The following is a 17,524-nucleotide window of genomic DNA, read 5'->3' as shown; positions in this document are numbered from 1 at the left end:
GCTCATTTGTTCAAATCGATCCGGCTGCCCATCACGGCGACGTTCACGCCCTGGATCAGGATCGTGCCGTCGGCCTGCAGCACGATCTTGCTGCTGCCGACTTCCAGCGTGATGTCGGTGTTGGCCTTCAGGTGGATGTGCTCCGTCTGCGACGTCAGCTCGATGTTCTGCTTCGCGGTCTGGTGCAGGTGGGCCGTTTGCGCCACGAGTTCGATGTTCGTCTTGGCCGTCGCGTGGATGTAGTCGTCTTCGGCCGTCAGCTCGATGTTGGTTTTCGCTGTGTCGTGGATGTGGCCCGTCTGCGCCGTCGTCACGATGTACTGCTTGACCGTGTTGGTCTGGTAGCCCGTGCTGACCGTATTGGTCTGGTGCGGTCCGTTGACGACGGTCGCCTGCGTGTTCTGCACGGTCGTGACCATATCCTTCTGCGAGTGGATATTGATCAGTTCCTTGCCCTTGCTATCGTGGATCACCATCTCGCAGAAGCCGCCGCCGCCCGGCGTGGAGCGGCTCTTGAAACCCATCATGTGGGCGCCATCCGGCAGGCCGTACGGGACCGGTTGATCCGCATTGAACAAACGTCCCGTGCAGACGGGGCGGTCCGGGTCGCCCTCGAGGTAGTCGATGATGACTTCCTGCCCGACGCGCGGCACGGAAATCGTGCCCCAGCCACGCCCGGCCCACGGCTGCGAGACGCGGATCCAGCACGAGCTGCGTTCGTCGCGGCGGCCGTAGCGGTCCCAGTGGAACTGCACCTTGATGCGGCCGTACTGGTCCGTGTGGATCTCCTTGCCCTTGGGGCCGACGACCGTCGCCGTCTGCGGTCCGGGCATGCGCGGCGGCGGGTGCGCGCGGCGCGGGCGGTAGGGGATCTTGCGGCGGATGGCGGTGAACGTGTTGCGGTAGACGTCGCTCTGGCCCCGTTCGAAATAATTGTTGCGGGCGCTGACCTGCACCGACAGCACGAGGAAATCGTTGTCGCCCTCGGTGGCCGGATCGAACCAGTGGTGGCCCTGCAGCTTGAACGTGCGTCCGGCGACGAGGCCGCGGCAGTCGGACGCACCCGTGAAGACCTTGGCCTGCCACTCCAGCACTTCCAGGCGCTGGCGCGCTTCGCGCTGGCCGTCGTCCTTGTCCTTGTACGAGAAGGCCGGGTTGCCGTCATAGATTTCCATGGCCGGCATGTCGCCCTGCTGCGTCACGGTGGGCAGCTCCACGTACTGCATCGCATTGGGCGCCTTGAAGTCGAACGTGTTCAGGGCGACCTTGGTCGGCTGCAGGTTGCGTTCGGCGGCGAACGCCGTCACGCTGTCGCGGTCGTGCCAGCGGTTGCCGCCGTTGAATTCGACGTCGGCGTGATCCGGCTGCGGCGGGCAGAACGCGCCCGAGCGCGAATCGTCGCTGATCACCATCACGTGGCCGTTAGGCTTGTGGTCGAAATAGTAGAACAGCCCGTATTTCTCCATCAGGCGGCAGACGAAGTGCTCGTCCGTCTCGTCGTATTGCACGATGTAGTTTTCGGGCCGGTAGGTCTGGCTGACGCGGAATTCGTATGCGGCGAGGCCGTTGTAGTCGCCCTTGAAGATCGTGTCCAGCACGTCGAGCACGCTCTGGTCCTGGAAGATGCGCGAGTTGACGCGCTGCTTCAGGTAGCTGAGCCAGGGCACGATCTGCGCGTGATAGAACGCGAAGCCGCCGTCCGCATGGCTGAAGCCGAACGAGTGCACGTAGCCGTTGACGAAGTGTTCGCCCCCGTCCGCGAGCTGCACGCCCACGCCGACGTTCTTGCCCATCAGGTCTTTCAGGTCGATGGCGGCGTTTTCCGAAATCAGGCTGAGGTTGAACACGAACTGGTCGGACATGGCCGACGAGCCGCTCAACGACTCGACCAGCAGGGTCTTGTCGCCTTGCAGCGGCGAATAGAAACGCAGCAGGCGCTTGCCGTCGTTGAACTTCGCCAGCAGGGATGCCACGGCCGATGCGGCGTCGTCCTGTCCGGCGGGATCGATATTCGGCGGCACGTAGTGCGGCTCGTTGCCGGCGAAATCGTTCACGGCCTGGCCCGCCAGGGGGTGTTCTTCGAGCGCGAGGTTTTCCGCCACCGCAGCGCCTTGCGCCAGCGCCGCGGGCTGGTCCGCGCGTTGTCCCGCATGGTCGGCCAACGCGCCGGCATGCTGCGCCAGCGAGTGCGCCTGCGACGCGACCTGGAGCGCCTGGGCCAGTTGGGGACTCGCGTGCCCGGCCAGACCGGCGACGCCCGACGCCAGGGCCGCGCCGCCCGAGCCGGCTTTCAGCAGCGCGGCGGTGTCGAGGGCAGTGCCGGCCACGCCGAGCGCCTTGATCCGGTTATCGAGCGAATCTGATGACATATCGCAGCTCCTGCATCGAATGTGTCCTCCGCACGGGGGATTGTTAGATTTATGTTAAATCATGTATATACTATCAGAAATTTCCTGTTCGTTAAATCGGCCATTGGCGCCGTTCACAATTGTTTTCCTGCGAGCACCATGTCTGACTTTTCGAGCAACTGGACCGATCTGACGCGCACCCTCGACACCATGCAGCGCCACTATGCCCAGGCCGGCGCGCAGGCCCGGCTCGACATCGCGCGGCGCGTGCAGCGCTGGTCGAACGAGGCGAGCGCCACGCTCGGCCGCATCGCCGACGCGGGCGCCGACATGGGCGGCGTGCGCAACGCCTTGGCCGTCAAGCAGGCGCTCGACGCATCCCGGCCGCGCTTCGCGGAACTGCTCAGGCAGCAGTTCGCCGGCCTGAACTTCGCGGTGATCGTCGACGTGTTGTACGAGGTCATGAAGCAGATGGCACTGTACCTGGGCGGCGGCGCCGTGCTCGGCGCGGCGGCGGGCGGGGCGCTGGGATCGCTGGCTTTTGGCGTGGGCGCCATCCCGGGCGCGGCCGTGGGCGCGCAGGCGGGCGTCGCGATCGGCGGCGAGATCCTCGTCTGGATGGGTCTCGGGATGCTGGTCATGGACATGAGCAGCACGGTGCCGGACCTGTGCCGGCACGCCGCCCACGGTTTCGCGACCGCCTGGCACGCCGGCGACCTGCCGGCGGACGCGACCGCCCGGCGCACGACGATGCTGCGTGAGGCGACGGAATCGTTCGCGCAAGGGCAGATGCTGCTCGTGAAGGCAATCCTGACGGCGCTGGTGCTGTACCTGTCGCGCGGCCAGGTGCAAAGTTCGCTCCTCGTGCGCAACCTGTCGAACAGCAGGCCGGGTCCGAAGTTCGCGGAATGGGTCGGCCAGAACCGCGACAAGCTGATGACGCATCCGAACCTACAGCCCAGGCTCGCGTCGGCGCAGGGCCAGGCCGAAGCCGGCGCCGGCAAGGGCGTCGCGAGGGAACCGGTGGAGGCGCAGAAACCGGCCGAGAAGCCGTCGGAGGTCAAGCGCGGCGTCGCCACCAGCAAGCCGCCGTGCAACCTCGTCGGCCAGCCCGTCAACCCGATCACGGGCGACAAGATCCTCCTCGGCGACCTGGATCTCGACTTCGCGTTACCCGCGCCGCTGCCGCTGGTCTGGCAGCGCACGTACAGCTCGGCGCTGCACCGCGTCGGCTGGCTGGGCCAGGGCTGGGCGCTGCGCATCAGCGACAGCCTGCAACTCAGCGCCGACGAGGTCGTCGTGCTGGACGCGTTCGACCGCGGCATCACGTTCTCGCTGCCGCGGGTCGGTGACGCGATCTATTCGCCGTCCGAACAGATCACGCTGGCGCGCACGGGAGATACGACGTTCGAGCTGGTCGACAACAATGGCCTGCGCACGCAATTCGCCGTCCTGTACGGCGACGGCATCGCCCGGCTGACGGGCTGGCGGGACGCGAACGACAATCACATCCGCGTCACGTACGACGCACGCCGGCTGCCCGCGCGCGTGGACGACAGCGCGGGGCACAGCCTGGCCCTCGAGTTCGGCCGGGTCGCGGGCGGCATGCGCCTGCTGGGCGTGACCTTGATGCCCGCGGAACCGGAAGGCAGCGCGCATACGCTGGTGTCCTACGAGTACGACGGCGCGGGCGACCTGCGGCGCGTGCGCAATCGCGCGGGCGACGTTGTGCGCGAGTTCGGCTACCGTAACCACGTCATGGTGGAGCACGGCCAGCCGGACGGCCTCGTGTCGCGCTATGAATACGACGTCGACGGGCCGGATGGGAAGGTGCTGCGCAACTGGACCAACACGGGCCAGTGGTGGGCGTTCCGCTATCTCGACAAGGAAACGATCGTCACCGACCAACTGGGCCGCGCGCAGCACTACCGGTTCGACGCGCACGGGCGCCTGGTCGCGCAGGTGGATGCGGCGGGCGGCGTCACGACGCATCGTCTGGACGAGAACGACAACCTGCTCGAACTGACCGACCCGGCCGGCCGCACGGTGCGCTACCGCTACGACGAGCGCAGCCGCATCGTCCGTGTCGAGCGGGGCGGGCGGGGCACGGGCATCGTCTACGACGCGCGCTTCGACAAGCCGGCCCTCATCACCGACGCCGTCGGCGCCACGACGGTACTGCGCTACGATGCGCAGGGCAACCTGACCAGCGTGACGAACGCGCTGGGCCAGCGGACCGCATACCAGTACGACGACCGCGGCCTGCCGGTGAAAGTCACCGACGCGCGCGGCGGCGTCAAGTCACTTGCCTACAACCGCGCCGGGCAGCTGATCCGCTACACGGACTGCTCGGGCAGCACGAGCAGTTTCGATTACGACGACCAGGGGCGCCTCGTGCGCGCGCTCGACCCGAACGGCGATGCGAGCACCTACGCCTACGACGCGCTCGGCCGCCTGCACGCCGTGACGCATGCCGACCGGACCACGGAGCGCTACGAATACGACCGGCTGGGCCGCCTCGTCGCCCACGTCGACGCCGCGGGCCACCGCACCGCCTACGAACTCGATCGCGACGGCAAGCCGCTGAAACGCATCGACGCGCGCGGCGGCGTGCTGGAATACCGCTACGACACGGCGCGCCGGATCGCGGAACTGATCAATGAAAACGGCGACGTGCACCGGTTTGTTTACGACACGCTGGACCGCCTCGCCGAAGAAACGAGCTTCGATGCGCGCGTGACGCGTTACCGCTACGACGACAGCGGGCTCATCGTCGGCAAGGAGGAACTGGGCTGCGCACCGCGCATGGAGACCACGCCTATTGCGACGACGTATGTGCGCGATGCGCTGGGCCAGTTGACGGAAAAGGTGATCTCGCGCGTGACGGGGGCGGCGCAGGCGCAGCAAATGCGGCTGCGCTTCGCCTACGACGCGCTGGGGCGCATGACCCAGGCGATCAATGCGGATGCCGTTGTCAGCATGGCGTATGACGCGATCGGTCAGCTGGTGATGGAGCAGACGGATGCCTCGGGTACGTCGACCGTGCTGCGTCATGAATACGACGAGCTGGGCAACCGGGTGCGGACGACGCTGCCGGATGGCCGCATCCTGAACAACCTGTACTATGGCTCGGGTCACCTGCACCAGGTCAACCTGGACGGCGAAGTCATCACCGATATCGAACGGGACCGGGCGCACCGCATGATCGCCCGCACGCAGGGGGCGCTCGTCAGCCAGTTCCGGTATGACCCGGTGGGGCGGCTGTTGTCGCAGACGGCGGGCGAGGGCGCGTCGACCGTCATCGCGCGGCAGTACGAGTACGACGAGGTGGGCAATCTCGTGTCGATCGACGATCAGCGCAATGGTGTGACACGCTACAGCTACGATCCGATCGGTCGCATTTTATCGGCCGTGCAGCCGCAGTTGAGTGAGCGGTTTGCGTTTGACCCCGCGCATAACCTGCTCGATGCCACCGTGGCGCCGGTTGGCCGCGTCGAAGGTAACCGTATTCGCGTGTACGAGGACAAGCGTTACGACTACGATGCGCATGGCAATGTCGTCGAGAAGCTGATCGGCAGGCATACGCGGATGCGGTTCGAGTGGAATCCTGGGCATCAGCTGGTGCGTAGCGTGGTGGCGCGCGGGCCGACCGATAGCGCGCAGACTGTCAGCTATGCCTACGATCCGTTCGGGCGGCGGATTGCGAAGCGTGATGCGTTTGGTGTGACCCGCTTTGTCTGGGATGGCAACCGGTTGCTGTGCGAGCAGCGCGGGAGTCATGCGCGGACGTATGTGTATGGCGAGGATGCGTTTGTGCCGTTGGCGCGGCTGGATTCAGTGGCAGGTGCGGATGGCGCGGAGCGGGCCGAGATGCGGCATTTGCATACGGACCATTTGGGGACGCCGCGGGAGTTGACCGATGCGGATGGGCGCGTTGTGTGGGCTGCGCGGTATCGAGCTTGGGGGAATGTGCTCGAGGTTGTGCAGGAGGAGGTGCCGGTCGTCGTATTGCCCGATGAGATCGGGGAGGTGCAGCCTGTTCGGTTTCAAGGGCAGTATCACGATAACGAAAGCGGATTGCATTACAACCGGTTCCGTTACTATGATCCGGATATTGGGCGGTTTGTTTCGATTGATCCGATTGGCCTAGCTGGCGGTACAAATGGTTATGGTTATGCGTCTAACCCGGTTGGCTGGGTGGATCCGGCAGGACTGAGTCCATGTAAAAGTGGCAATGCGGAAGGGGCGAATAAGATCGCGACGCCAGCCTCATGGGGTCTTACCCTATCTGAGACCAAGACAGTTCTGTCATCTGCACAAGTGCCCTATAAAGGATCGACTATCGTCGGGCATGCGCTTGCTAAACATAGCGGAAGACCTGTTACGTTTAGCAATCCGTCTGTTTCTGGGGCCGAGGTATGGGGGAAGATTAAAGGAAAAATGACCACTTGGAACGAGCAAGGCATGTCCCACCTGAAGGATATCATTCGGGCTCCCGGTGACTTTTCACCGATAGCGGATGGGAATCTGGTCTTTCTGGAAAAGCGTTTGCCTGATGGTCGTGGAGTACGTTTGAATCAAGATAAGACCTTTAAAGGATTCATTGACTAATGAACGGGCTATTGGAATTTGTTTTCGAAGAGGTTTCGCCCAGTCATCTCGCGGCAATGGTTATCGAATGCGTGCGTGAAAAGAACAACGTCAGCGAAGTGGTACGTGACGGCGTACCCTTGCGACTGGATTCTGTTCTCGACTCGGCCTACTTATCGAAAATCGCAGCTGGCGATGAAGACGTTGCGTGCACCGCTAATCTCAAACAACTGAGTGTCGGTGAGAAATTAGTTGAGTGTGTAACGTTGCGTATAATTCATTATGATGACATCAGCGATGTCTCATTGCTTTTTTCAAGTTTGGATTGCAAGAAAGCAGGTATATCGACATCTGAAGAGCTTTATCGTTGGGCTAAAGGGTTCAGTGTCAAATATCGCATCGCCAATTTCTTCGGCGGCTTAGAGCCCGCTTCGGACGAGCAGACGCAACTATTCTCGAAAGATCGAGTCGGTCCTGTCCTGGAATTGTGGTAGGGAAAGCAGCTGAACGATGAGTGCACTAACGGATGGGTGAAGGCCGGGACGCGCGAGTCCAAGCGCAAGAGCAATGCCCCATACTGAAGTGCACGTGAAGGATAGAGCGCCACATGCAGGCAACTAAGCCATCTCGTCGATGCGAACGGCCTCGGAAGAGTTTTACGACAGAATCGAAAGCGCGTTCCTCATGATGGCTCCAGTAAAAATCATCATTCCTGTGGCCGATTACGAAAAGGTCGAGCGATACTACAAGGATGTGCTTCAGTTCGAACTGCAGGAAGACTTGTTCTTTTTGCCTAATGGCGCGCGCGATGTTGCTCTGAAGCTCCTAATAGTCGATGCGGCGTCACGGGAAACAAGCCCACCACGCCGGCATTTTCCCATTTTTAGCTTTTTGCTCCACAGTAATTTTATGTCGTACTGCGACAAGCTGATGTCGCGGGGCGCTGTCTTTGAGTCCGTGATATCGCACCCTGGCGGCTACTACGCACTGCTATCGGATCCTGAAGGAAATCAGTTTGAAGTCGAATGCGAAAATTTTGACGAGGTAAATGAGGGAGTGGATCCTTTCAGCTGGCCCTTTTACAAACGCTATTAGGTCCGCATGTCGATTTCGCACCCTGCAATCAGGTCTGCGTCTTCGCAGTGGGAACGCCGATCCGGCCTCAGTGCGCCGCCCCCGCAGCCTCTCGCAACCTCCCCGCATCCCTGGCCGGCGGCACCCCAAACAACCGCGCATAATCCCGGCTGAACTGCGACGGACTCTCATACCCCACTCGATACCCCGCACTGGCCGCATCCATCCCCTCGGCGACCATCAGCCGCCTCGCCTCCTGCATGCGCAGCTGCATGCGGAATTCGAGAGGACTCATCGCCGTCACCGCCTTGAAATGCGCGTGAAAGGTCGACCGGCTCATGCGCGCCACGTCGGCCATCTCGTCGATGCGGCAGTCGCGCGCGTAGTGCGCGCGCAGCCAGACGATGGCGCGCGCAATCTGGTTCTGGCGGCTGTCTCCCCGCGCCATGCGGCGCACGATGCGGTTGCCGGCGCCCGTCAATAACCGGTACAGGATCTCGCGCGTGACGAGCGGCGCCAGCGCGTCGATGTCGGCCGGCGTGTCGAGCAACCGCGTCAGGCGCAGCGCCGCGTCGAGCAGCTCGGGCGTCGTCCGGTTCAGCGCCATGCCCATGTCCTCTCCACCATCCTCATCGGCGGGCGGATGCCGCAACGCCAGGTCACCCAGCACCACCATGTCCAGGTCGAGACTCAGGCACAGATACGGCCGCTCCGGCGACGCCTCGATCACGGCGCCCGTCACGGGCAGTTCGACGGAGGCGACGAGGTAGTACGCGGGGTCGTACACGAACGCCGTCGTGCCGAGCACCGCGCGCTTGCGGCCCTGCGCGACGAGGCACAGTGTCCGTTCGTACAGCACGGGCATGGGCATCGTCGGGCTGGACGATCGGATAAGGCGCATGCCCGGGAGAAGCGTGTCGTGAATGCCGTCCACGGGGGCGTGGCGGGCGATGGCGGCGGCAAAGAGGGCGAGCGTATCCATGCCGGCAAGGATAGCAGGGACGGTGACGTGCGTGCGCGCCTCCGGACGATCGTGCAAGCATGTGCGACGTTTGCGCTACCGCCGATCGGCTGTGCGGCCCGACACTGTGCCCACTTTCAACCGCACAGGAGATCACCATGACCGCACTCGATCAATACCGCCTGCTGGGCCGCTCCGGCCTGCGCGTCTCGCCGCTGGCGCTCGGCACGATGACCTTCGGCCAGGACTGGGGCTGGGGCGCCGACGAATCCGAGGCCCGGGACATCTTCGATGCCTACGTCGACCGCGGCGGCAACTTCGTCGACACGGCCGTCAACTACACGAACGGCGCGTCCGAGCGCATCCTCGGCAGGCTGATGGAAGGGCGGCGCGACCGCATCGTCCTGTCGACCAAGTTCACGATGGCGCGCGATCCGGGCGATCCGAATTCGGGCGGCAACCACCGCATGAATCTCGTGCGCTCCGTCGAGCAGAGCCTGCGCCAGCTCGGCACCGACCGCATCGAACTGCTGCACCTGCATGCATGGGACGACACGACGCCGCCGGACGAAGTCCTGCGCGCCCTCGACGACCTGGTGCGGGCCGGGAAGGTGCTGTACCTGGGCATCTGCAACACGCCCGCATGGCGCGCGGCGCAGCTGCAGACGATCGCCGACCTGCGCGGGTGGTCGCGGTTCGTCGCGCTGCAGATCGAATACAGCCTCGTCGAGCGCAGCGTCGAACACGAATTGATGCCGATGGCGCGCGCGCTGGGGCTCGGCGTGATGCCGTGGTCGCCGCTGGGCGGCGGTCTCCTGAGCGGCAAGTACGGGACGTCCGACCTCGCCACCAACGACGCGCCCGGCGTGGCGGACACGCGCAAGGGCGTGATCGCATCGACGGGCTTGCTGAACGCGGCGTCGCTGCGCATCGCGGAGGAAGTGAAGGCCGTGGCGCGCGAGACCGGCGCCAGCGCGGCGCAGGTGGCGCTCGCGTGGACTCTGCTGAATCCCGCAGTGACGGCACCCGTCATCGGCGCGCGCACGCTCGCGCAGGCCCAGGACAACCTGGGCGCGCTGGACGTGAAACTGGATCCGGACCACGTGGCGCGCCTGGATGCGGCCAGCCGGCCGGCGCCCATCTTCCCGCAACGCTTTACCGAACGGCCCCTCGTGCGGCAGCTCGTGTTCGGCGGCGCGGCGGTGGAACGGCGCGGCCGGTGACGGGCGTCAGGCCTCCGGTTCGGCCGGTTGCATGGCGCCGCGCACGGCCGTGAGGATGGCGTCCGACGCGCCGCGGTCCGAGACGGCGCGCGCGAGCGTCAGCGCGCCGACCATCGCGGCGAGGGCGACGATGCCCTCGTCGCCGGCGGCGGGCGCCAGGCGGCAGTCGGCCAGCAGCGCCGTCATGCGCGCCACCATGGCGTCGGCCGTCGCGCTGGGCTGGCCGCGCAGGCCCAGTTCCGCGGCCAGCGTGGGGAGCGGGCAGCCTTCGCCCGGCTCGTCGCGGTGGTCCGCCGACAGGTAGTGGTCGATGACGGCGCGCGGCGCGGCGTCCGCCGACGGCAGCCAGCGTTCCAGCGTCTGCTGGACGGCGGCTTCCAGCGACGCCTGCACGAGGGCGTCCTTCGATTCGAAATGGGCGTAGAAACCGCCGTGGGTCAGGCCGAGCGCCTTCATCAGCGGCACGAGGCCCGTGCCTTCGATGCCGTCCTTGCGGAAGCGGCGCGACGCTTCGCCGATGATGCGCTGGCGCGTTTCGGCCTTATGGTTACTCGAGTAACGCATGCTTGTGGGGTTGGTCTGCAATGATCGGATGCGGTCCGTGCGGCCGAGAGCGACGGACCCGTTGAGCGACGGATGCGTCTCATGAATTTAGGCAACGCTCCGTGTCACCATTGTAAGCGTTCGCGTTGGATCCCGCAATTCCGGCCATGGAATTGTGCATCAATGTTGCGCACCGACGTACATACGATCGGTGTCTGCGGATTTACCGATACAAGAATAATAACGTATTGGTTATTTTGCAAGCGCGATGTCCGTCGCTGCCGGAACGTGGGGCGCGGCCCCGTGCTTGCGCAGGTACTCGGCGCAGGCGTCGGCGTCGAGCGGCTTGCTGAAGTAATCGCCCTGGATCTGGTCGCAGCCCGCGCTGCGCAGGGCGGCCAGCTGCCCGTCGTTCTCGACACCTTCCGCGATGACTTCCAGCCGCAGCGTGTGCGCCATGGCGATGATCGCCTTCACCATCGCCAGCGATTCCGCGCTCTGGTGCACGTCGAGGACGAAGGAGCGGTCGACCTTCAGCTTGTCGACGGGCAGGCGCTTGAGGTAGCTGAGGCTCGAATAGCCGGTGCCGAAATCGTCGATGCTGAGCGTGGTGCCCAGTTCGCGCAGCTGGCGCATCAGGTCCGCGGTGCGGACCGGGTCGTCCATCGAGATGCTTTCCGTGAGTTCCAGCTCCAGCAGGCGCGGAGGCAGGCCCGATTCACGGAGGACGGCGCCGACGAGCGCCACGACGTCCGTGCCCAGGAACTGCTTGCCGGACAGGTTGACGGCCACGGGCACGTCGGGCACGCCCGCGTCGCTCCACGCGCGGCGCTGGGCCACGGCGGTGCGCAGGATCCATTCGCCGATCGGCACGACGAGGCCGGACTCCTCGGCGATCGGGATGAATTCGGCGGGCGAGATGCTGCCGTGCTCGGGATGCTTCCAGCGCACGAGCACTTCCAGGCCGGCGACGCCGCCGCTGCGCAGGTCCGTCTTGGGTTGATAGTTCAGATAGAGCTCGCCGCGCCCGATCGCATGGCGCAACTGGTTTTCCAGCGTGAGCTTGCGCTGCAACGCCTGGTTCAGTTCTTCCGAATAACGCTGGATCTGGCCGCCGCCCAGCGCCTTGGCGCGGCGCACGGCCATCGTCGCGTTGTTCAGCAGGAGGTCGCCGTCGGTGCCGTCCTCCGGGAAGATCGCATAGCCGATGCTGCACGTGAGCGGGATCGCGCCGCCCGGCGTCTTGAACTCGCGCGTGGCGGCCTGCAGCAGCTGGCGCAGGCGGTCGCGCGCGACGCTGTCGTCGCCGAGGCCCGGCAGCAGCACGACGAATTCGTCGCTCCCGGCGCGCGCCAGCATGTCGCCCGGCCGCAGCAGGTTCTGCAAACTCCACGTGATGGCGACGAGCGCCTTGTCGCCTTCGTGGTGGCCCAGCAGCTCGTTGAGACGCTTGAACTTGTCGATGTTGATCGTCGCGACCAGCGTGTGCAGGCCGTCGCTCTTCCATTTGTCGAGGTTCTGGCCGATCGTCCGCACGAGCACCTGGCGGTTCGCGAGGCCCGTCAGCATGTCGTGCGTGAGCAGGAATTCGACCTGGCCCGCGGCCGCCGCGAGGTCGGGATTCGCATTGTCGACATAGACGTGCGAGTGCAGCGATTGCGCCGCGGTCGCCAGCTGGCGGAAGTGGATCAGCTGTTCCGTCATGCGCGCGAGGTCGCGCAGGATGTCCAGTTCTTCCTCGTTCAGCGTGCGCGGCACGCGGTCCAGTACGCACAGGGTCCCCAGCGGCATGCGGTCGATCGAGTACAGCTGCACGCCAGCATAAAAGCGCACGTGCGGCGGATTGACCACCATCGGGTTGTCGGCGAAGCGCGCATCCTGCGTCGCGTCCGGGACGATCAATGGCTCGTGGTCGAGGATCGCGTGGCCGCAGAACGAGATCTCGCGGCGCGTGCCCGTCATGTCGATGCCGCAGCGCGACTTGAACCACTGGTCTTCCTCGGCGACGAGCGAGACCAGCGCGATCGGCATCTTCAGCAGCCGGCTCGCCATGCGCGTGATGCGGTCGAACGCGTCTTCCGGGGCGCTGTGGAGGAGGCGGGTGGCGTGCAGCGCCGTCAACCGGCGCGCTTCGTCGAGCGGTATCGATGGGGTCTGCATGTCGCGTCATGAGGAGCTTCGTTGAGACACATTTTGCCACGAGCGGCAAAGCAGAGGCACGAGCTTGGCATGGCGTTGCAGCCAGGAATTAATCACGCTGGCGGAATGCGCCGAAATGCTGGCGATAATCGAGCGCGCTGACGCCCAGGTGGCGCAGGAATGCCGCGCGCATCCGCGCCGCCGTGCCGAACCCGCAGCGGTGCGCGACCGTCTTGAGGGGCTGGTCGGCGCGTTCGAGCAGGGCCCTGGCCGCGTCCACGCGCGCCCGCTCGACGAATTCCGCCGGCGTGACCCCGGCCGCGCGCGCGAACTGGCGCGCGAAGTGGCGCTCGCTCAGCGCCGCCACCCGCGCGAGGTCGGCCACGGTCAACGGCGCGTCGAGGTGGGCGAGCACGTGGTCCTGGACGGTGCGCAGCACGGAATCGTCGCCCACGTACGGCGTCAGGTAGGGGCTGAACTGCGACTGCCCACCGCTGCGCTGGGTGAACACGACGAGCCGCTTGGCCACGTTCAGCGACACGTCGGCGCCGTGGTCTTCGTAGACCAGGTGCAGCGCGAGGTCGATGCCCGCCGTGACGCCGGCCGACGTATAGACGGGACCGTCGCGCACGAAGATGCGGTCCGGCTGGACGGCCACCCGCGGAAAGCGCGCGGCCAGCAGCGCGACGTCGTTCCAGTGCGTCGTCGCGCGGCGGCCGTCCAGCAGGCCCGCGTGCGCGAGCAGGAACGCGCCGTTGCAGACGGACGCGATGCGCGGGCAGCGCGCGGCCATCGTGCGCAGCCACGCGGCGAGGGCGGTATCGGCCGGGTGGCGCGGCAGGTCGGGGCCGCCGGGGACCAGCAGCAGGTCGGGCGCATCGACTTCGTCGTCGTAGCGCGCATGCGGCTGCAGCAGCATCGCGTTCGAGCACGCGACGGCGCCGTCCACCGTGCCGAGCACGCGCATGCGGTAGTGGTCGCGCGGCGCGAGGAAGCGGTTGGCTTCCGCGAACACGTCGAGCGGTCCGGTGACATCGAGCGACTGCACGCCGGGGAAGGCGAGGATGGCGATGGTGGACAAGCGCGGGCTCCTGCTGTGAATGCGGACGCCGTCACTATAGCCCCGCGCGCGCGGCGCCGGGAGGGCGTGGCGGGAAATGCGCGCACCGTGGCGGGAAACCGGTGCACGCGGCGGGCGCCGGCGCGCGGCCCGGCGCCAGAATGTCGTCATCCCCAACACACGAAAGGACGACCATGGACAACACCGCGGAACGCGTGGGCCCCGCATTCTCCGTCGACGGCATGCTGCGCGCACGCCTCGAGACCCGCAAGGCAATCGGCGCGATCGCGCAGCGCATCCGGCCCGGCATGGTGGAAGAAGACGCCGTCGCCATGGCGCGCGACGTCATCGCCACGCAGGGCCACACCCTCAGCTGGCACCCGGTGCGCGTGCGCTTCGGCGCCAACACGATCCTGCCGATGAAGCGCGCGTCGACACCCGGCATCGTGCTGGGCGAGCACGATATCTTCTTCATCGACATCGCGCCGCGCGTGGAGCACTGGGAAGGCGACGGCGGCGCCACGTTCACGGTGGGCGACGCGCCGGAGTACGCGCGCTGCGCCGCCGACGCCGAGCGCCTGTTCCATGCCGTGCGCCAGGCGTGGAAGACGCAGGACTGGAGCGGCCGGAAGCTGTACGAGTTCGCGCAGCAGCGTGCGCGCGACATGGGCTGGGACCTCGATCCGGACCTGCCGGGCCACCGCGTCTCCGACTTCCCGCACGCGGCGCTGCACACGGGCGCGCTGGCCGATTACGACCACGCGCCATCGAGCATGCGCTGGATCCTCGAGATCCATCTGCTCGATCCGCAGCGCCGCTTCGGCGCATTTTTCGAGGACATGCTGCTCGACGACGCCGACTACGTTTGACGGAAGCACTGCACGAGGAAGTCCGCGAACACGCGCACGCGGGCCGACAGCTGGCGCGCGTGCGGATACATCACGGAGACGGGGATGGTGGGCGGCGGCATGTCCGCCAGCACCTCGACCAGGTGGCCATCCGCGAGCTGCCCGGCGATGCGGTAGCGCGGCACCTGCACGAGGCCGAGGCCCGCGAGGGCGGCCGCCGTATAGGCTTCCGTGCCGGTGACGGAGACGACGCCGGGCGGCGTCGCCAGCTTCAGACCAGCGTCCGTCATGAATTCCAGCGGATACGGCCGACCCGTCGCCGTCGACACGTAGTGCACGGCCTGGTGATGCACGAGGTCCGTCAACGCGGCCGGCGTGCCGAAGCGGTCGAGGTAGGCGGGGCTCGCCACCGTCACCTGCTCGATGTCGGCCGCGCGCCGCGCCACCATCGACGAATCGTGCAGCTGGCCCGCGCGCAGCACGCAGTCGACGCCTTCGCGCACGAGGTCCACGAGGCGGTCGTCCTCGCCCACGTGCAGCTGGATGCGCGGGTAGCGCGCGAGGAAGCCGGATAGCGCGGGAAAGACGAAGTAGCGGGCCAGCGTCGGCTGCAGGTTCACGCGCAGCAGGCCCGCGGGCTCGCTGCCGCGGAACGCGTCTTCCGCTTCGTCGAGGTCGGCCAGCAGGCGCACGCACCGTTCGTAGTAGGCGGCGCCATCCTGCGTGGGCGCGACGGCGCGCGTCGTCCGTTCCAGCAGGCGCGTGCCGAGGCGGTTTTCCAGCCGCTTGATCGCGTTGGTGGCGGTGGCGCGCGGGATCAGGAGATCCTCGGCGGCCTGCGTGAAGCTGCGGCGCTCCACGATGCGCACGAAAATCTGCATTTCCTGAAACCGGTCCATCTGCGTCGACATGCGCCACCTCCCTCCGCGATTATACGGTCGGCGCGGCTGGCACGAGCAGGTCGGCGATGCCGATGCGGCGGGCGAAGTCCACGCGCACGGCCTCGGATACTTCCAGCACCTCGCGCGCGCCGTCGCCGACGAAGTCGACCACCGTGCGGAACGGCCGCCGGCCGCGCGGCAGGCCGACGATGCGCACCAGTTCATCGGCCACGGCCTGCGGATCGGCCTCCGGCGGCGTCAGCGCGTCGAGGCGTTCGCCCACCTGGTCCAGCACCCCGTCGTAGCGGGCATACGCGGCGATCCGTCCGGCGTCCGCCGGCTTGCCGGCGCTGGGGAAGTGCTCCGTGCCGCGCGTGAACGCGCCGGGGACCATGATCGCCGTCTCGATGCCGAAGCGGGAGACTTCGTACGACAGCGACACCGCGAGCGAATCCATCGCCGCCTTCGCCGCGCCGTAGGGGCCGAGGAAAGGCGGGAAGCCGCCCTTCGTCGTCGTGCTGGAGATCCACAGCAGCAGGCCGGACTCCTGGGTGCGCAGCCGGGGCAGGGCGGCGCGCAGCACGCGCTGGGCGCCGAGGAAGTTCGTGTCCAGCACCTTGGCCACTTCCTCGGCCGTGAAGGCTTCGGTCGGGCCGACGACGAGGTGGCCCGCGTTCTGCACGACGACGTCCAGCCGGCCCTGTTCCGCGACGACCGCCGCGACGGCCGCGTCGCACGAGTCTTGCGACAGCACGTCCAGTTCGAGCGGCCGCAGGTCGGCGCCATGCTGCCGCGCCCAGTCGCGCGCCGCGGCGGCGCGGGCCGCGTTGCGTCCGGCGATGTCGCGCATCGTCGCGTAGACCGTGTGGCCGGCGCGGGCCAGCGCCTGCGCGGAGAGTTTGCCGATGCCGCTGCCGGCGCCCGTAATGAGGATGATGGCCTTGTCCATGGTTGCGATCTCCTCAGGCCATGCCGCCGTTGGCGCGCAGGATCTGGCCGTTGACCCAGCCGCCGTCCGGACCGGCCAGGAAGGACACGACGCCGGCGATGTCGTCGGGCTGGCCCAGGCGCTCCAGCGGCGCCGATTTCGCGATCTGCTGGATCAGCTCATCCGATTTCCCGGTCAGGAACAGCTCCGTCGCGACAGGGCCCGGCGCCACGGCGTTGCACGTGATGCCGCGGCCGCGCAGCTCTTTCGCGAACACGCGGGTCAGCGCTTCCACCGCGCCTTTCGTGGCGACGTACACGCCATAGGTCGGCGGCGCCATGTGCAGCACGCTCGTCGAGAAGTTGACGATGCGGCCGCCGTCGTTCAGGCGCGTCGCGGCCTCGCGCATCGTGTTGAAGGTGCCCGTGACGTTGATGGCCATCGTGCGTTCGAACTGCTCGTCGGTCGTCTCGGCGATCGTCACGTACGGCAGGATGCCGGCGTTGTTGACGAGGATGTCCACGCGGCCGAGCTTTTCTTCGATCGCCGCGAACATCGCTTTCACGTCGTCGACCTTGGCGACGTCGGCGCGCACGGCGATGGCACGGCCGCCTGCCGCTTCGATGGCGGCGACGGTGGCGTTGGCGGCCGCTTCGTTGCCGGCATAGTTGACGGCGACGGCGAACCCGTCGGCGGCGAGGCGCTTCGCAACGGCGGCGCCGATGCCGCGCGAGGCGCCGGTGACCAGGGCGACGCGGGCGGTGTGCTTGGCTTGGGTGTTCATGTTTAATCTCCTTCGGTGGTTGACAGTGAGATCATGATGATTGATTTCCAGTCGAAGATAATCGCCAGAAAAATGGCTTCAGAATTCGCTTTCGAATAACAATATGGTCTGTTTATCGTGCGATATCACCGGACGACGCATAACT

13 protein-coding genes are annotated in these 17,524 nt (G+C 66.4%); 5 read left to right on the top strand and 8 right to left on the bottom strand.

The features are described 5' to 3' along the window. Positions 1-2 precede the first annotated feature (2 nt). Complete coding sequence (gene tssI / locus QPK29_RS03715; protein ID WP_371769603.1) at positions 3-2,369, bottom strand: type VI secretion system Vgr family protein; 2,367 nt, start codon at positions 2,367-2,369, stop codon at positions 3-5. A gap of 138 nt (positions 2,370-2,507) precedes the next feature. Here tssI and QPK29_RS03710 point away from each other — a divergent pair, with 138 nt between their 5' ends. The 3 genes from QPK29_RS03710 (at position 2,508) to QPK29_RS03700 (ending at position 8,033) form a co-directional block, all read left to right on the top strand. Then, entirely contained in the window at positions 2,508-6,959 is a 4,452-nt protein-coding gene (locus QPK29_RS03710) for a DUF6861 domain-containing protein (protein ID WP_371769604.1), read from the top strand. After that, positions 6,959-7,432, top strand: coding sequence for a hypothetical protein (locus QPK29_RS03705; RefSeq protein WP_371769605.1), 474 nt, complete (start codon positions 6,959-6,961; stop codon positions 7,430-7,432). Before QPK29_RS03710 ends, QPK29_RS03705 begins: the two co-directional genes overlap by 1 nt. A 190-nt stretch (positions 7,433-7,622) precedes the next feature. Beyond that, positions 7,623-8,033, top strand: a complete 411-nt coding sequence (locus QPK29_RS03700) for a VOC family protein (protein ID WP_371769606.1) — start codon at positions 7,623-7,625, stop codon at positions 8,031-8,033. Positions 8,034-8,100: 67 nt separating this feature from the next. Here QPK29_RS03700 and QPK29_RS03695 read toward each other — a convergent pair whose 3' ends face one another. Then, the gene (locus QPK29_RS03695; RefSeq protein ID WP_400189722.1) at positions 8,101-8,994 is read right to left on the bottom strand and encodes an AraC family transcriptional regulator; all 894 of its coding nucleotides are present in this window, start codon (positions 8,992-8,994) and stop codon (positions 8,101-8,103) included. 137 nt (positions 8,995-9,131) lie between these two features. Here QPK29_RS03695 and QPK29_RS03690 point away from each other — a divergent pair, with 137 nt between their 5' ends. Further along, positions 9,132-10,196: an aldo/keto reductase gene (locus QPK29_RS03690; RefSeq protein ID WP_371769608.1), complete on the top strand. Its 1,065-nt coding sequence runs from the start codon at positions 9,132-9,134 to the stop codon at positions 10,194-10,196. A 6-nt stretch (positions 10,197-10,202) separates the two neighbouring features. Here QPK29_RS03690 and QPK29_RS03685 read toward each other — a convergent pair whose 3' ends face one another. The 3 genes from QPK29_RS03685 to QPK29_RS03675 all read right to left on the bottom strand — a co-directional run bounded on the left by QPK29_RS03685 (position 10,203) and on the right by QPK29_RS03675 (position 13,959). Continuing rightward, positions 10,203-10,760 (bottom strand): TetR/AcrR family transcriptional regulator, encoded by a 558-nt coding sequence (locus QPK29_RS03685; RefSeq protein ID WP_371769609.1) that lies wholly within the window; start codon positions 10,758-10,760, stop codon positions 10,203-10,205. 231 nt (positions 10,761-10,991) lie between these two features. Then, positions 10,992-12,899: a putative bifunctional diguanylate cyclase/phosphodiesterase gene (locus tag QPK29_RS03680; protein WP_371769610.1), complete on the bottom strand. Its 1,908-nt coding sequence runs from the start codon at positions 12,897-12,899 to the stop codon at positions 10,992-10,994. 88 nt (positions 12,900-12,987) lie between these two features. After that, positions 12,988-13,959 carry a GlxA family transcriptional regulator gene (locus QPK29_RS03675; RefSeq protein WP_371769611.1) on the bottom strand — a complete coding sequence of 324 codons (972 nt, stop codon included), beginning with the start codon at positions 13,957-13,959 and terminating at the stop codon, positions 12,988-12,990. A 173-nt stretch (positions 13,960-14,132) separates the two neighbouring features. Between QPK29_RS03675 and QPK29_RS03670 the strand changes: the two genes are divergently transcribed. Continuing rightward, on the top strand, positions 14,133-14,807 hold the full coding sequence (locus QPK29_RS03670; RefSeq protein WP_056131278.1) for a M24 family metallopeptidase: 675 nt from the start codon (positions 14,133-14,135) through the stop codon (positions 14,805-14,807). On the opposite strand, the gene QPK29_RS03665 is transcribed toward QPK29_RS03670, so the two are convergent. Genes QPK29_RS03665 through QPK29_RS03655 form a run of 3 tightly spaced genes read right to left on the bottom strand, consistent with a single transcriptional unit; the run spans position 14,798 to position 17,379 of the window. Then, positions 14,798-15,685, bottom strand: coding sequence for a LysR family transcriptional regulator (locus QPK29_RS03665; RefSeq protein ID WP_056132447.1), 888 nt, complete (start codon positions 15,683-15,685; stop codon positions 14,798-14,800). The two genes, QPK29_RS03670 and QPK29_RS03665, sit on opposite strands and share 10 nt — an antisense overlap. 31 nt (positions 15,686-15,716) lie before the next feature. After that, positions 15,717-16,616 (bottom strand): SDR family NAD(P)-dependent oxidoreductase, encoded by a 900-nt coding sequence (locus QPK29_RS03660; RefSeq protein ID WP_056131281.1) that lies wholly within the window; start codon positions 16,614-16,616, stop codon positions 15,717-15,719. A gap of 13 nt (positions 16,617-16,629) precedes the next feature. After that, on the bottom strand, positions 16,630-17,379 hold the full coding sequence (locus tag QPK29_RS03655) for an SDR family oxidoreductase (protein ID WP_371769612.1): 750 nt from the start codon (positions 17,377-17,379) through the stop codon (positions 16,630-16,632). Positions 17,380-17,524: the final 145 nt, after the last annotated feature.

It is taken from the genome of Massilia orientalis (genome assembly GCF_030411975.2).
Taxonomy (GTDB): Bacteria; Pseudomonadota; Gammaproteobacteria; order Burkholderiales; family Burkholderiaceae_D; genus Telluria; species Telluria orientalis.
The sequence above is the reverse complement of the archived record's forward strand: the minus strand, read 5'-3'. Positions and strand labels throughout refer to the sequence as shown.

Coding starts and splice junctions, on each gene's coding strand:
- QPK29_RS03705 (WP_371769605.1), top strand. CDS start 6,959: ATGAACGGGCTATTGGAATTTGTTTTCGAAGAGGTTTCGCCCAGTCAT.
- QPK29_RS03685 (WP_371769609.1), bottom strand. CDS start 10,760: ATGCGTTACTCGAGTAACCATAAGGCCGAAACGCGCCAGCGCATCATC.
- QPK29_RS03710 (WP_371769604.1), top strand. CDS start 2,508: ATGTCTGACTTTTCGAGCAACTGGACCGATCTGACGCGCACCCTCGAC.
- QPK29_RS03665 (WP_056132447.1), bottom strand. CDS start 15,685: ATGGACCGGTTTCAGGAAATGCAGATTTTCGTGCGCATCGTGGAGCGC.
- QPK29_RS03660 (WP_056131281.1), bottom strand. CDS start 16,616: ATGGACAAGGCCATCATCCTCATTACGGGCGCCGGCAGCGGCATCGGC.
- QPK29_RS03655 (WP_371769612.1), bottom strand. CDS start 17,379: ATGAACACCCAAGCCAAGCACACCGCCCGCGTCGCCCTGGTCACCGGC.
- tssI (WP_371769603.1), bottom strand. CDS start 2,369: ATGTCATCAGATTCGCTCGATAACCGGATCAAGGCGCTCGGCGTGGCC.
- QPK29_RS03690 (WP_371769608.1), top strand. CDS start 9,132: ATGACCGCACTCGATCAATACCGCCTGCTGGGCCGCTCCGGCCTGCGC.
- QPK29_RS03670 (WP_056131278.1), top strand. CDS start 14,133: ATGGACAACACCGCGGAACGCGTGGGCCCCGCATTCTCCGTCGACGGC.
- QPK29_RS03700 (WP_371769606.1), top strand. CDS start 7,623: ATGATGGCTCCAGTAAAAATCATCATTCCTGTGGCCGATTACGAAAAG.
- QPK29_RS03680 (WP_371769610.1), bottom strand. CDS start 12,899: ATGCAGACCCCATCGATACCGCTCGACGAAGCGCGCCGGTTGACGGCG.
- QPK29_RS03695 (WP_400189722.1), bottom strand. CDS start 8,994: ATGGATACGCTCGCCCTCTTTGCCGCCGCCATCGCCCGCCACGCCCCC.